This window comes from Streptomyces sp. NPDC000941 (genome assembly GCF_053599555.1).
Genome location: NZ_JBSFMM010000044.1, coordinates 19,676 through 33,130, shown reverse-complemented (window position 1 = coordinate 33,130; position 13,455 = coordinate 19,676). Strand labels below are relative to the sequence as shown.

General features: G+C 70.4%; 13 protein-coding genes and 1 pseudogene. 7 read left to right on the top strand and 7 right to left on the bottom strand.

Annotation, left to right across the window (positions count from 1 at the left end; translation table 11 throughout):
- Positions 1 to 72 precede the first annotated feature (72 nt).
- Complete coding sequence (locus tag ACWDSL_RS16730) at positions 73 to 1,269, bottom strand: damage-control phosphatase ARMT1 family protein (RefSeq protein WP_450485969.1); 1,197 nt, start codon at positions 1,267 to 1,269, stop codon at positions 73 to 75.
- 286 nt (positions 1,270 to 1,555) lie between these two features.
- Here ACWDSL_RS16730 and ACWDSL_RS16725 point away from each other — a divergent pair, with 286 nt between their 5' ends.
- Genes ACWDSL_RS16725 through ACWDSL_RS16710 form a run of 4 tightly spaced genes read left to right on the top strand, consistent with a single transcriptional unit; the run spans position 1,556 to position 5,063 of the window.
- The gene (locus ACWDSL_RS16725) at positions 1,556 to 2,434 is read left to right on the top strand and encodes a patatin-like phospholipase family protein (protein WP_450485967.1); all 879 of its coding nucleotides are present in this window, start codon (positions 1,556 to 1,558) and stop codon (positions 2,432 to 2,434) included.
- Positions 2,431 to 3,654 carry a macrolide family glycosyltransferase gene (locus tag ACWDSL_RS16720; RefSeq protein ID WP_450485965.1) on the top strand — a complete coding sequence of 408 codons (1,224 nt, stop codon included), beginning with the start codon at positions 2,431 to 2,433 and terminating at the stop codon, positions 3,652 to 3,654. Before ACWDSL_RS16725 ends, ACWDSL_RS16720 begins: the two co-directional genes overlap by 4 nt.
- Positions 3,655 to 3,657: 3 nt before the next feature.
- Positions 3,658 to 4,146: a hypothetical protein gene (locus ACWDSL_RS16715; RefSeq protein ID WP_450485963.1), complete on the top strand. Its 489-nt coding sequence runs from the start codon at positions 3,658 to 3,660 to the stop codon at positions 4,144 to 4,146.
- Positions 4,143 to 5,063, top strand: a complete 921-nt coding sequence (locus ACWDSL_RS16710; RefSeq protein ID WP_450485961.1) for a hypothetical protein — start codon at positions 4,143 to 4,145, stop codon at positions 5,061 to 5,063. The genes ACWDSL_RS16715 and ACWDSL_RS16710 overlap by 4 nt, the downstream gene beginning before the upstream one ends.
- A 79-nt stretch (positions 5,064 to 5,142) precedes the next feature.
- On the opposite strand, the gene ACWDSL_RS16705 is transcribed toward ACWDSL_RS16710, so the two are convergent.
- The 5 genes from ACWDSL_RS16705 to ACWDSL_RS16685 all read right to left on the bottom strand — a co-directional run bounded on the left by ACWDSL_RS16705 (position 5,143) and on the right by ACWDSL_RS16685 (position 9,898).
- The gene (locus tag ACWDSL_RS16705; RefSeq protein ID WP_450485959.1) at positions 5,143 to 6,072 is read right to left on the bottom strand and encodes a UTP--glucose-1-phosphate uridylyltransferase; all 930 of its coding nucleotides are present in this window, start codon (positions 6,070 to 6,072) and stop codon (positions 5,143 to 5,145) included.
- 218 nt (positions 6,073 to 6,290) lie between these two features.
- On the bottom strand, positions 6,291 to 7,004 hold the full coding sequence (locus tag ACWDSL_RS16700; protein ID WP_450485957.1) for an SDR family NAD(P)-dependent oxidoreductase: 714 nt from the start codon (positions 7,002 to 7,004) through the stop codon (positions 6,291 to 6,293).
- Positions 7,005 to 7,082: 78 nt separating this feature from the next.
- Positions 7,083 to 7,976, bottom strand: a complete 894-nt coding sequence (locus tag ACWDSL_RS16695) for a helix-turn-helix domain-containing protein (protein ID WP_450485955.1) — start codon at positions 7,974 to 7,976, stop codon at positions 7,083 to 7,085.
- Positions 7,977 to 8,050: 74 nt separating this feature from the next.
- Positions 8,051 to 9,010 carry an SDR family NAD(P)-dependent oxidoreductase gene (locus ACWDSL_RS16690; RefSeq protein ID WP_450485953.1) on the bottom strand — a complete coding sequence of 320 codons (960 nt, stop codon included), beginning with the start codon at positions 9,008 to 9,010 and terminating at the stop codon, positions 8,051 to 8,053.
- 162 nt (positions 9,011 to 9,172) lie between these two features.
- A complete protein-coding gene (locus tag ACWDSL_RS16685; RefSeq protein WP_450485951.1) occupies positions 9,173 to 9,898 on the bottom strand; it encodes a maleylpyruvate isomerase family mycothiol-dependent enzyme in 726 nt (241 codons plus the stop codon).
- 39 nt (positions 9,899 to 9,937) lie between these two features.
- Between ACWDSL_RS16685 and ACWDSL_RS16680 the strand changes: the two genes are divergently transcribed.
- On the top strand, positions 9,938 to 10,855 hold the full coding sequence (locus tag ACWDSL_RS16680) for a MerR family transcriptional regulator (protein WP_450485949.1): 918 nt from the start codon (positions 9,938 to 9,940) through the stop codon (positions 10,853 to 10,855).
- Here the strand turns inward: ACWDSL_RS16680 and ACWDSL_RS16675 are convergent.
- Positions 10,759 to 11,325 (bottom strand): DedA family protein, encoded by a 567-nt coding sequence (locus tag ACWDSL_RS16675; RefSeq protein WP_450485947.1) that lies wholly within the window; start codon positions 11,323 to 11,325, stop codon positions 10,759 to 10,761. The two genes, ACWDSL_RS16680 and ACWDSL_RS16675, sit on opposite strands and share 97 nt — an antisense overlap.
- A gap of 43 nt (positions 11,326 to 11,368) precedes the next feature.
- On the opposite strand from ACWDSL_RS16675, the pseudogene ACWDSL_RS16670 reads away from it, so the two are divergent.
- Together ACWDSL_RS16670 and ACWDSL_RS16665 are read left to right on the top strand one after the other, a co-directional pair.
- Positions 11,369 to 11,746: pseudogene (locus ACWDSL_RS16670) on the top strand (LuxR C-terminal-related transcriptional regulator); the annotation flags it as partial.
- A gap of 185 nt (positions 11,747 to 11,931) precedes the next feature.
- On the top strand, positions 11,932 to 13,437 hold the full coding sequence (locus ACWDSL_RS16665; RefSeq protein WP_450485945.1) for an NCS1 family nucleobase:cation symporter-1: 1,506 nt from the start codon (positions 11,932 to 11,934) through the stop codon (positions 13,435 to 13,437).
- Positions 13,438 to 13,455: the final 18 nt, after the last annotated feature.

Genomic DNA, 13,455 nt, shown 5'->3' with positions numbered 1-13,455 from the left:
CGTGTACGTATGGTGCGTATCCCCCCTCGGACACTCCTTCGTATACGGATGGCGCGGGTTGTGACTCAACGGTCACGGCCCGCTTTTTCGTGTGATCGCCGCCACCTGAATGAGCGCGTGGGTGCCGCTGGTGCGCCACCGCTGGTCGTGTGCGGCGGTGAGCGTTGCTTCTGTTCGCTCGTCGAGTCCGACGATCACGTCGGACTTCAGCGTGCGCAGGGCCGCCACGGGGCTGGGGAAGTACGCGGTGCGCTCCGCGAATGACGTGGTCGCGGGCCAGAGCTGATCGCCCACGAGGCGGCGGTAGTTCAGGTCGCCCTTCATGATGGTCACGGTGGCGTCTGCGAACTCCTGGCTCAGGTCTTCGGGCATATCCGCATACGGCAGCGGTGCGCAGAAGAAGTCATGGCTTCGAAGCGTGAGCCGACCGCGGCTGATGGACTCCCAGAGCCGCTTGCCGACCACGCCGGCGACACCGTCGGCCTGCTTCAGGTGGCGCAGGCAGTCGATCACGTCGGCGGTTGTGGCGTCGGAGACGTAGTACGGGTACGGCTTGATGTGGAGGGTGATGTGTTCGGCGTGCTGGTGCCGCAGCAGGTGGTCGATGAGGAGCAGGTCGGGGACGAGTTCGCGGCCCGCGTTGTCCGCGACGAGGCAGACCGTGTTCGGACCTCCGGCGGGCAGCAGCGACCACAGTGCGGCTGAGTCGTCCGCGATGAGTGGGCTTTCGGTGCCGGTTGTCGCGTGGCTGCCGGGGGTCATGCTGAAGCCGAGGTCCGCGCGGTTGCCCCACAGAGACCCGTACAGGAGCGCCTGGGCCTGCTCATCGACGGGCCGCAGCGCGAGGCGGTCCACCGCCGTCAGCTCGACTTCTGCCTCTTCGGTGTGCAACTCCGCCTGCTTGAAGGGCCGGAAAGGGTCGATGCCTTGCCATGGGCCCGTCGCGAAGTATCCCACCGCTTCGAGGAGTTTCCGGTAGAAGTAGCTCTCCGCCCACAGGAACGGCACATCGAACCAGGAGCGGCCGAAGCAGCCCCCGCCCCATTCCGCCCACTGGTCGTGGTCTGACGCGGCAGGGCCGAGGGGGCTGATCACGCCCTCGGTGCACTCCGTGAGCAGGGCATCGAGCGCCCGGTGCTGCCCGGGGCCGTACGGGAAGGCTGCGCGTACCCTCTCGATGAGCGCCGGATGACGCTCGGCCAGCACGCTCCGGGCGAAGCTCCCGGGCTCGTTGCTCAGGATGACGGGCGCGTCCACGGTCTCGGACATGGCTTGGTGCTCCTCCGTAATAGTGCTGCTCAGTCGCTGTCCTCTGTCAGTGTCGCGACGCCGCGCGCGTGAAGGTGCGGAGATCCCGAGACGAGCCTCGGCGTGTCACAGATCGGGTGGTCCCTCGGTCTAACCACGGGAACCCACGGGTCCGGTGCCGTGGTGAGAGAGGTTGATCATGAGGGTTACTTATCGCCGCAGGTCGGTGCATTGGCACGCTCCGGCTTCAGCGGGCCGGCCGCCCGAAGACGCGACCTCGGCGGGATTGCGCGCCCTTCCCCGTCCCGTGGCCGTGGTGGTGGGCGCCGGCGGTGTGCTCGGGGCGGCACACGTTGGTGTGGGGTACGCGCTGGAGCAGCGCGGATTCAACCCGGACATGATCATCGGAACCTCGGTGGGCGCCCTCAACGGGGCAATCGCGGCCGCCCACCCCGACAAGGCCGCGCCGTGGCTGGACCACGTATGGACCCAGTTGCGTCGCCGTGAGGTGTATCCGCTCGGCTACCTGTCCTCCCGGGCGAGTATTTTCACCGATCGCGGCCTGCGTCGACTCATCGCTCGGGCTGGGCTGCCGTCGCGGATCGAGCAGCTGGCGGTCCCGTTCACCGCGGTGGCCATGGACCTGGTCACCGGTGCTTCGGCGCTGCTCGACCACGGAGACCTCGAGTCCGCGCTGCTGGCCAGCGCGGCCATTCCCGGGATTCTGCCCCCGGTGCATCGTGAGGGCCGGACGCTCGTCGACGGTGGAGTGATCGCCTATGTCCCGGTACTGGCGGCCCAGCAGGCTGGGGCGGCCAGCGTGGTCGTGGTGTCGACCGGGCCGGAGAGCGCGCCGTTGCGCCCCACCCTTCCGCGCCGACGTGCCCGTGCGATCGCCTCCAGGGCCGGGCTGCTGCTGTTGCACCACCAGATCGAGCGTGACCTGCACGAGGTGTCGAAGCACATCCCGACCGTCGTCCTGCCGACCGGCATAGAGGCATGGCCCGCCCCGTGGGACTTCGGCCATTCCCAGCGGCTGATCAGCACCGCGTCCCTGGCGGCGGGGCGCTTTCTCGACGGGCTGCGCATCAGTGGGCCGGGCCTGTACCGGGCCGACGATCCTCCGGCGACATCGGCCGGTGCGGGCGCGGTATCGGCTTCCGCCGTCTTGGGGGCCGGCCTGTGAGTACCATCGCGTTCCTCAACATCGCCATGCACGGGCGCGTCAACCCGACGCTGCCGGTCGTGGCCGAGCTCGTCCGGCGCGGCCATACCGTCACGTACTACACCTCGCCCGCGTTCCGTGAGGAGATCGAGGCCACCGGCGCGACGGTGTGCCTCTACCCCGGGGGCGAGCAGCCGCTCCCCGAACGGCCCACGCCGCTCACGCTCATAGAGGGGCTTGCGCACACCGCCGTCCGCCTGCTGCCCGCTGTGCTCACCGACCTGCGCCGCGTCCGGCCCGACCTGATCGTCCACGACAATGCTTGTCTGTGGGGCGCGGTCGCTGCCCGCGAACTCAAGGTGCCGGCGGCGGCGTCGCACACGACGTTCGCGTTCAACCGGCATGTGCCCAGCCCCACCCGCGGCTCGTGGGACCTGCTGGCCGCGGCGGCGGCTCGGCCCCGCAGCATCCAGGGCTACCTGCGGTCGCGCTGGGAGCTGCGCCGCCGCTTCGACACGCGTGGGTTGCCACCGGTCGACGTGGGAAGCATCCGCCAGCCGCTCAATCTGGTCTACACCTCGCGGGCGTTCCAGCCTGCCGTCGAGGACTTCGACGAGTCCTACCGGTTCGTCGGCCCAAGCATCGGCGCCCGCCTCGTCGACCCGTCGTTCCCGGCCGATCAGCTGCGGGACCCGGTGCTGTACGCCTCGCTGGGCACGGTGTTCAACGCCGACCCGCGGCTGCTGCGCACCTTCGCCGCCGCGCTCGCTCCGCTGGGCGGCACCGTGATCGTCTCCACCGGGCAGACCGATCCCGCCGCGCTGGGTCCGTTGCCGGCCAACGTGCTCGCCCGCCGCTCCGTGCCGCAACTGGAGGTACTGGCCCGCGCGGCGGTCTTCGTCACCCACGGCGGGATGAACAGCGCCAACGAGGCCCTGTACGCCGGGGTTCCCTTGCTGGTGGTCCCGCAGGGCGCCGACCAGCCGATCGTGGCCCGACGCGTCACCGAGCTCGGCGCCGGCCTGTCGATCCGTACGGAGGACGTCACCGAGGACTCCGTACGAGCCCTCGCCCGTCGCCTGCTCGACGACCCCCGGTTCCAGGCAGCCGCGACCACCGTGCAGGCCGCCCAGCACGAGGCGGGGGGATATCGGCGAGCCGCCGACGAACTCGAAACGTACCTGCATGCGGCCGGCCCGGTCAGCCGGCCGGCTCCCGGCGATCCATCACAGCGAGGCTGAGCGATGTCACCTGTCGTCATCGTCCTGCTGCTGGTCGCCGGGCTGTCGGAGGCAGCCGGGCGCATCCTGCCTCTGGTAGCGCGCCGGCCTGGCATGTCGCGGACTTTTGTGGCCGGGTTGCTGCTGCCCGGTGGCCTCGTCGAGAGCGCTGTGTTCGCGCTGTGGCCGCTGACCGCGTGGACCCTGGCCAAGCTGGTGCTGTCCCCTCCGCTGCAAGGCGACGGGTTGGCGTGGACACCCGGCCTGGTCGCCCCGCTGGTGCTCGCTGCCGTCCTAGCGTTCCCGCTGCTCGGGCCCCTGCTCCACCTGCTGCTCTTCGTGGGGGTCGGAGCCGGTCTGGCCGATCCGCTCGCCGCGGCGACCGGGCTGGGCTGGTGGGCCGCCGCCGGTTGCGTGGCCGTCTCCGGGCTCGGGCTCGGTATCGCGGTGGAGGCTGTCCGTCGGCTGGTCGTGAGGCTCAGTGCGACCAAGGCGCTGGAGCCGACCGCATGAACGATCTCCTGGTCTGGGTCTGTGTGCTCGGTCCGGTTCTGCTCGCCGAAGCTCTGCTGGCCCGCTACGAGGTGCTGGCCTACAGCGCCGGCTGGCGGGCCCCCACCACCGAGCTCCCGGAGGGCGTGCCCTACGCCCGGGGCGCGGCCCCCGACGGTCCCCCGGATGCCTACCTCGTCTACCTGGACGGCATCGGGAAACGCCGCGTCCGCGACACCCGGGACGGCGGCCAGCTGGTCAAGGCCCTGATCGCCGGAGCGCCGGAGCTGCGGGTGCTGGGGCAGGTGCAGCCCTACTCGCCGCTGGCCGACCCGCTTGCAGATCGGCCGGTGTGGGTGTGGCTGCGCCGCCACATCGGGCTGCTGCTGTTCCTGCACAATGTCATGCAGATCTTCGTCGCCGCCGACCGCCGGTACCGCCCCCTGTACAACCGGGCCGTCGGTTCCCAGATCGCCACTCAGCTCCGGCTCGCCGGCTACCGGCCCGACAGCGGTATCCCCGTGGTGCTGCTCAGCTACAGCGGCGGCGCCCAGGTCGCCACCGGCGCGGTCGAGGAATTGCACACCCAGCTACGCTCCCCGCTCCTGTTGATTACGCTCGGCGGGTTCCACAACGGCGCCAACGACCTCACCCATGCCGAGCACGTACATCAGCTCACCAGCGCGAGCGACTGGATCGAGCGGGTCGGCACCTGGATCTTCCCTCAGCGCTGGCGGCTGTTCCGCCGCAGCGGATGGAACCGGGCCGACCGCGCCGGGAAGATCACCGTGCACCGGCTCGACCCGGCCACCCACCTCGGGGTGCACAGCTACATCAGCCCCGAGGCGTGGCTGCCCGATGGCCGCAGCTACGTCGACCACACCGCCGACACCGTGATCGCGCTCATCCGCGCCCGCCACAGCGCGACCGCGCCGTAGGGGTTTCCTCCGGAACACCTGGGCTCCCTGTCCTGGGCCGCTCGCTGCCGGCGGCCGGCCCAGGACAGAAAGCGGCAGGTCAGGTGTTGGTTTCCGACCGGAGGGCGGCAGCGCGGTCGACGTCGAGTCCGGCGACCAGGCCGCGCAGGACGGGGCCGTACTCCGGGTGGGCGAGGGCGGACGCCATCTGGGCGACGAGGTAGTCGGCCGGGTTGCCGGTGTCGTACCAGCGGCCCTTGATGACCTGCCCGTACACCGCGCGGGTGGAGGCGTAGGCGTTGATGGCGTCGGTCAGGTAGACCTCGCCGGTCTTGTGTTCGTACCAGCGGCGGGTCTGCTCACGCAGTTCGTCGATGATGCCGGGGGTGACGACATAGCCGCCGATCGCCGCGTACGACGACGGGGCGGCAGCGGGCGTGGGCTTTTCGACCAGGCCGGTGATGCGCAGTTGGCCGTCTCCGAGGTCTTCCTTGACGATGGGCACGCCATAGCGCTGCGACTCGTTGGGGTCCATCGGCATGAGGGCCAGCACCGGGCAGCCGGTCTGCTCATACGCGCGGATCAACTGCTGGGCGCGGGGGACCTCGGCCACGAAGACGTCGTCGGGCCACAGCACCAGCACCGGCTCGTCGCCGAAGGCACGGGCAGCGTTCAGCACCGGGGTGCCGTTGCCGTACGGGCCGTACTGGTCGAGGTAGGTGATGTGGCCCCGGCGGGCCAGCTCCGCGACCTCCTCCACCGCGTCCGCGTAGGCCGTCTTGCCGTCTTCGCGGAGTTGTTCGACGAGGGAGGGGTTGGGGCGGAAGTGGTCCTGTATAAGGCTCTTGCCGCCGGAGACGACGATGGTGATGTCGGTGATGCCGGAGTCCACCAGTTCGCGCACGGTGTGCTCGATGACCGGCTTGTCACCGACCGGGAGCATCTCCTTCGGTGTCGCCTTCGTCAGTGGCAGCAGACGGGAGCCGAGCCCGGCGGCGGGGATCACGGCCCTGCGAATCGTCAGGGACATCACGTATCTCTCGGTCGAGCGGCACACCGTACCGGCCGGCACGGCACACGCCGACGCTACCAATGCCACCGCTGCCCCTGTCGATCGCGGTGATGGGTGCGCACGCAGTCGCTGACGGCGGCCGCCGTAGCGCAGGGCGCCGGGGGAGCAGGCGGCGCGCAGAGCCGAGGGGGCTGATCACGCCCTCCACCGTCAGGGTGCCCGTCCCGGCGCCCATTTCAATGGCCCGCGCTGACGCCGCCGTCGACGTGGAGGATTTCGCCGGTGACGAACGGGGCGTTCTCCAGGTAGATCACCGCGTCCACGATGTCGCTCACCTCGCCCAGCCGGCCGACCGGGTGCAGTGCGGCGAGGGCCGCGATGGTCTCCTCGGGGTGCATGGGGGTCCTGATGGTGCCGGGTGAGACGGCGTTGGTGCGGATGCCGCGGGTGGCGTATTCGATGGCGAGGGACTTGGTGGCGGACTGGAGGCCGCCTTTGGTCAGTGAGGCCAGTACGGAGGGGACGCGGGAGTCGGCGTTGTCGACCAGGCTGGTGGTGATGTTGACGATGTGCCCGCCGCCCTGGGTGAGCATCTGCTCGATGGCCAGTTGGGTGATGTGGAAGAAACCGGCGAGGTTGACGGCCGTCACGGCGGCGTAGTCGTCCTGGGTGTAGTCGGTGAAGGGCTTGGTGACGAAGATGCCCGCGTTGTTGACCAGGGTGTCGACGCGGCCGAACCGCTCGATGGCGGTGGCGATGACACGTTCGGCGGTGGCGGGGTCGGCGATGTCGCCGGGGACGGTCAGGACGGCCGCGTCGGGGGAGGGGGCGATGGTGCGGGACGTGGCGACGACGGCGTAGCCGAGTTTGCGGTAGGCGTCGGCGAGGGCGGCGCCTATGCCCTGCGAGGCGCCGGTGATGACGGCGACTTTCTGTTCATGAGTGCCCATAGTGTCATTCTTCGGGTGACGGGTGGGGTTCGCGACCCGAGGTTCGCGACCCGAGGCCCGATTACACCGACCGGTCCACTAAGGCGCGCCGCGCCCTCTCGTGGTCATCCGTTCTGCCGTGTCCGCGGTCCAGCCGGCCAGCAAGCCGAGCGCTTCGGCGGACGGCGAGCCGGGCTCCGCGGTGTAGACGCCGAGGACCTGTTCCGGGTCGCCGGTGACCGCCAAGGCCTCGTAGTCGAGGTGGAGGTCGCCCACCAGGGGGTGGCGGAAGTGTTTCGAGCCGTACGTCCGGCGCCGCACGTCGTGTGCGGCCCACCAGTGCCGGAAGTCCGTGTCCCGCAGGGAGAGCTCGCCGATCAGCTCGGCCAGCTGCGGGTCGTGCGGGTGGTCGCCCGCGTACACGCGAAGTGCTGCGACGGCCGCCTGTGCCACCGCTGTCCAGTCGGCGTAGAGTGCGCGGGCCCTTGCGTCGAGGAAGGTGAAACGAGCCAGGTTCCGCTCGCGCCGCGGCATGGCGTCGAAGTCCACATAGAGCGCGCGGGCCAGTCTGTTGGTGGCCAGTACGTCCGTCCGGCGGCCGATGACCAGGGCCGGCGTATCGGCCATGCTCTCCAGCACGCGGTACAGCGCCGGGCGCACCCGTTGCGGCGCCAGCACTCTGGGGCGGGTGCGCACCGGTTTGACGAGGGCGAACAGGTACTGGCGTTCGTCAGCGGTCAGCCGTAGCGCGCGGGCGATGGCCTCCAGGACCGATTCGGACACGTTGGGCTGTCGTCCGCGCTCCAGGCGTACGTAGTAGTCGACGCTGACACCGGCCAGCTGGGCGACTTCCTCGCGCCTCAGGCCCGGTACCCGGCGCACGGTGGCCGAGGGCGTCAGCCCGGCTTCCTCCGGCGTGACACGTGCCCGGCGTGAGCGCAGGAACTCCCGCAGTTCGTTGTTGTCGCCGGTTCGGGACGGAGAGGCATTCACGTTTCCTACCGTACGGTCGGCTCGTCTCGCGGAGGCGGCTCTGAGGGGTACTGCCGGACCCCCTGGCCCGAGGCTCATCTTGCGTGGGCCAGCATGTCGAGGGAGACCTGCCACAGCCGTGCCGCCCTCGCCGGGTCGAGGGCGTAGGCGGCCACGCCGCGCCGGATGCCCGGCTGGTGCCTCTCGGCTTCGTCGCAGTCCTCGAAGTACCGGCCACTCACACCCTCGACCAGCGGGGAGGCCGCGAGCAGTACGGATGTGGCGGCGCCCTGCTGCGTGTTCTTCACCGATACGCCGTCGCTCCGTCCCGGTTCGAACGAGGCCGGTGCGTTGGTGGGAGCGCCTATGTGCCGGGCGAGGTTGGTGTCGGCGATCCGGCCGGGGTTGAGGGCGTTGACGCTGATGCCGTCCCCGGACCAGCGTCGGGCGGCCTCGACCGTGAACAGAATGTTCGCGGTCTTGGACTGGCTGTAGGCGGCCCACGGGTCGTAGGGGCGGTGCGCGAAGTTGATGTCCTCGAAGTGGACGTCGCCATTGATGTGGCCGACCGAGCTGACCTGCACCACCCGGGCGTCACCGGCCTCCTTCAGCGCGGCGTGCAGTCCGGTGGTCAGGGCGAAGTGGCCGAGGTGGTTGGTGGCGAACTGCAGCTCCCAGCCCTCGGGGGTATGTGTCTCGGGGGTGGCCATGACGCCGGCGTTGTTCACCAGGATGTGCAGGGGAGCGTGCCACCCGGCCGCGAAGGCGGCCACCGAGGTCTGGTCGGCCAGGTCGAGCGACGATACGAGAACGCGGTCGTTGCCGGTGGTGGCGGTGATGTCCGCCGCGGCCCTACTGCCCGCTTCGAGGTCGCGGACGGCGAGGGTGACCTCGGCGCCCGCGGCGGCCAGGGCTCGCGCGGTCTCCATGCCGATTCCCGAGGACGCCCCGGTGACGACGGCCCGGCGCCCGGTCAGGTCGACGCCCTCCACCACCCTTGCCGCGGTGGTCTCCGGCCCGAACGGCGTGGTGATGCGTTCCTGTGCGGTGGTCATGGTGTGGCCTTTCTGCCGTTCGGTTCGAAGGCGGATCGAGTGGTGTTCTGTATTCAGAAAAACACCGGCCACGGTCGGGCGGAGTCGTCAAAGGGGTACGGCTCTACCGGGGGGCTGGCAGTACCCCTCAGGCCCTGTTCCGGAGACACACCACCGGCCTGCCTACAGCGCGGAATGGGCCAGCCAGTGGTCGAACAGCTGCCCGTCCCCGTCGATCGCCACGCGCTGTGGCGGCAGGCGGCGCATCAGCACCAACAGCAGGTCGGCCACAGCACCCGTCACGGTGACGTCCGTCGGCCCCGACCCCCGCCGCCACGACACCCCCGTCGGCGTGCGCGTGATCACCCACCCCTCGATCGACTGCTCGGCAGGTCGCAGCCCGATCGAGCCCGTACCCCGCAACGCGGCCACCTGTGAAGACAGCAGTTCCAGGCATTGGGTCACGGCGTCCGCCGCGAGGTCGGGCTCGATGGCGTACGGCACACCGGCCAGCAGGGCGGCATCGACGGCATGGACCGATGCGTCGTGCGTCCTCTGCCGCAGCCATGACGACGCAGGTCCCGGCCCGGTGAGCGTCCAGACCTGTGTGCCGGGACCGACCGCCCGTACCGACTCGACAAGCTCCGAAGCCCCCGCGACCAGCCATGCCCGCCAGTCCCGCGGGGGCACTGCTTCACGGGGATCAGGGATGCCGTCGGGCGTACCGCCACGTACGATTCCCGCCGCCCAGCGCGGCGCCTGCCCGAGGTGTCCGACGAGGACCCGGAGCGGCCACTCCGGGCAGGTCGGCACGGGGGCGTCCCAGTCGGCGCCGTCCACGGCGTCCGCGAACGCCGCGATCTGTGTGAGCAGGCCCGAGGCCAGTTGGTCGATATGAGGCTGTGTCATGCGGCGTAGGGTAGGAACTCCACCCGGGTGGAGGTTCAAGTGCGCGCGGACACGCTGTCCATCGGCGAGCTCTCACAGCTGACCGGCCTGCCCGTCCGTACGATCCGCTTCTACTGCGACGAGGGCTTCGTCGAGTCGGTCCGCAGCACCGGCGGACACCGTCGCTTCCTCCCGGACACGGTCGACCGGGTGACGCTGCTGCGCCGGCTACGCGCACTCGGACTCGGACTGACGGCGATCGACAGCGTGCTCAGCGGCCGGCGTTCCATCGCCGAAGTCGCCGCGCAGGAGCGCGCGAAGATCGACATCGAGCTGGCCACACTGGCCTGGCGCCGCGCCTCGCTCCGGGCGGTCGAACAGGCAGCACCGGCCGAGCGGGCCGCGAGGTTGGAACTGCTGGCCGTGGTCACGGACGGCCGGGCGGCACAGCACCTGCTCGAGGCGTTCTGGAGCCGGACCGCGCTGCCCGCACTGCCCTCGATGTCCGAAGACGGCGCGAGCATGTTCATCTCGGTCAGCGTCCCCGAGCCACCGGACGACCCCACTCCCGAGCAGGTGGTCGCCTACGCCACCCTCGTCGCGATCGTCGACGACCACCGGCTGCGGCAGCAGATCTGGGCCCGTACACGTACCGGCGACGAGTTCGTCGCCTACCAGAACGCCCTGCTGGACGGGGGAATCGGCGAAGCGTGCGAGCTTGCGCGCGCCCGCGTACGGGTGGGGGAGCGGCCGGGGCCCGGACCGTTGCTCGACCGGTTCGTCGAGGCGCACGCCACGACACGGGGCACGCGGGACAGCCTGACGTTCCGGCGCACCCTACTGCGCACCGCGGCGGTCGATCGGAGCTCGAGCCTGCGCCGCTACTGGGAGCTCGTCGGCGACATCACGGGCGAGGACGTCACCGTCGGCGAGGCGCACACGTGGTTGCTGGACTCGCTCGACCGCGCGCTGGCGTAGCCGTCCGAGGGCAGGTCAGCCGTCCGGTTCGTCGTTCGCGCCGTCGTCGGGACGACGGCGATCCGGCGGGGCGCGTTGGCGCGGAGCTTCGTCCAGATCAGTGCGGCTCCGGCCACCACCGCCACGGCCACGGCGAGCGCGGGGGCGCCGAGAGCCAGGGCCCGCTGGACGGAGGTGGCGGCCACGTATCCGGTGCCGGCCTCGGCGGTGGCCCACAGCGGGGCGGCCACCACGCTGTAGGGGGCGATGCGGCGGTAGGGCAGGCGGGCGGCGCCCGCGAGGTGCGGGGTCAGGGTGCGGAGCACCGGGAGGAAGCGGGCGAGGAAGACGGCGTGCCCACCGTGCCGGGCCATCAGCGTCTCGGCGCGCTGCCATGCCGCGGCGGGCAGGCGGCGGCCGAGGCGGCCGGTGCGCAGGCGGTGGCCGAGGACATGTCCGGTGCGGTGCGCCAGGAAGTCGCCCGCCACCACGGCGCACGCGCAGATCGCGATCAGCGGAGGAAGGGCCAACTGCCACAACGCCCTCGCCGCCGGAGCCGACGGCTTCCTCCTCAAGGACGCCGACCCCGCCGAGATCCTGCGTGCCGTCCACCTCGTCGCCGCCGGATCGGCCATGCTCCACCCCACCGCGGCCCGCCGCCTCATCGACCACTACCACCAGGCCAACCAGCCGCGGGCCGCCGCCGCCCGCACCCGGCTCGAACAACTCACCCCGCGCGAACACCAGGTGTTGGCCCTCCTCGCCCGCGGCTGCACCAACGCCGATATCGCCACCGACCTCGGCATGCGCGAGAGCACCGTCAAAGCCCACGTCAGCCGTATCCTCACCGCGCTCGAGGTCACCAACCGCCTCCAAGCGGCCCTCCTGGCCCGCGACGCCGGCCTCACTTGACACACGCCACGGTCATCGCCGTTTTCCGTCTGCTGAAATGCGACTTCCGATGTGTTGACGTGTCTGTCACGTATCCGGAATCCGGACGAAAAACGTCGGCCCTTCCCTGTACGTCATCTGTGCACCTTGTCTGCGGCGCGGCAGCGTAGAGGTGCTTCCGCATGTCGACTCGGCAAGGAGCAAGCGTGACGACGAAGGGCATGGCCTCCACCTCGACCTCGACCCAGGTGCCGGAGCACTCTCCCCGGCTCTACAACGACGACCTGGCTCCGGCCTCCGAACGGAAGTGGGGAGCGTTCAGCGTCTTCAACGTCTGGACGTCGGACGTGCACAGCCTGTACGGCTACTTCCTGGCCGCCAGCCTGTTTCTCGTCGCGGGCGGCACCTTCAAGTTCATCATCGGGATCGGCGTCGGCTCGCTGGTGATCTACGGGCTGATGACGCTGATCGGCAAGGCTGGGGTGCGGACCGGCGTGCCGTATCCCGTGCTCGCCCGGGCGTCGTTCGGCACCTTCGGCGCGAACGTCCCGGCTCTGGTGCGGGCCGTGGTCGCCACCTTCTGGTACGGGGCGCAGACCAGCGCGGCGGCCGGCGCGATCGTCGCGTTCCTCACCCGCTACGGCGGCCCCAGACACCTCCATGAGACGACCCACCTGCTGGGCCACAGCGGACTGGAAGTGGTGTGCTTCCTGGGGGTGTGGGCCGCCCAGTTGCTGATCATCAGCAAGGGAATGGAGACGGTGCGCCGCTTCCAGGACTTCGCCGGGCCGGTCGTCTGGCTGATGATGCTGGTCCTCGCCGTCGCGCTGTCGGTCAAGGCCGGCGCGCTGTCCTTCTCGGTCGACATGCCGGCCGACGAACTCGCCACGCTCGCCAAGAACTCGACGGGCCTGAACGTGACCCCGGGCTCGCCGGCCGCCATCGCGGCGATCGCGGCGACCTGGGTCACCTACTTCGCCGCACTGTTCCTCAACTTCGGCGACTTCGCGCGATTCGTGCCCGACGAGAAGACGCTGCGCAAGGGGAATGTCTGGGGGCTGCCGGTCAACCTCATCCTCTTCTCGTTCGTCGCCGCCCTGACCACGGCCGCGGCCAGCAAGGTGTACGGCCAGGTGATCCTGGAACCGGCCGAGATCTCCGCCAAGTTCGACAGCGTCTTCCTCGTCCTGCTCGCCGCCCTGACCTTCGCGGTCGCCACGCTGGGCATCAACGTCGTCGCCAACTTCGTCAGCCCGGCCTTCGACTTCGCCAACCTCGCCCCGAAGTACATCGACTTCCGGCGCGGCGGCCTGCTCGCCGCCGTCATCGCGCTCCTGCTCTACCCGCTGCACCCGTGGGACAACGCGCCGAGCTTCGTCAACGCCATCGGCTCGACCATGGGCCCGATCTTCGGCGTGATCGTCGTGGACTACTACCTGATCCGGAAGTCGCGGATCGACGTCGCGGCGCTCTACCGGGAGAATGGCGAGTTCCGCTTCCAGCGCGGTTGGAACGTCCGCGCCTTCGCCGCGGCCGTCGTCGGCGCGGTCTTCTCCAGCCTCCTCCCGGTCTACGGCCCGGCCGACTACAGCGCGACGCTCGGGCCGTACAGCTGGTTCATCGGGGTCATCGTCTCCGGCTTGCTGTACCTCGCCGTGACCGGCGGCAGGAGCCGCAGCGTCGCGGCGCGTCCCGTGGACGGTGCGGCCTGACACGTGGCTGTGGCCCCG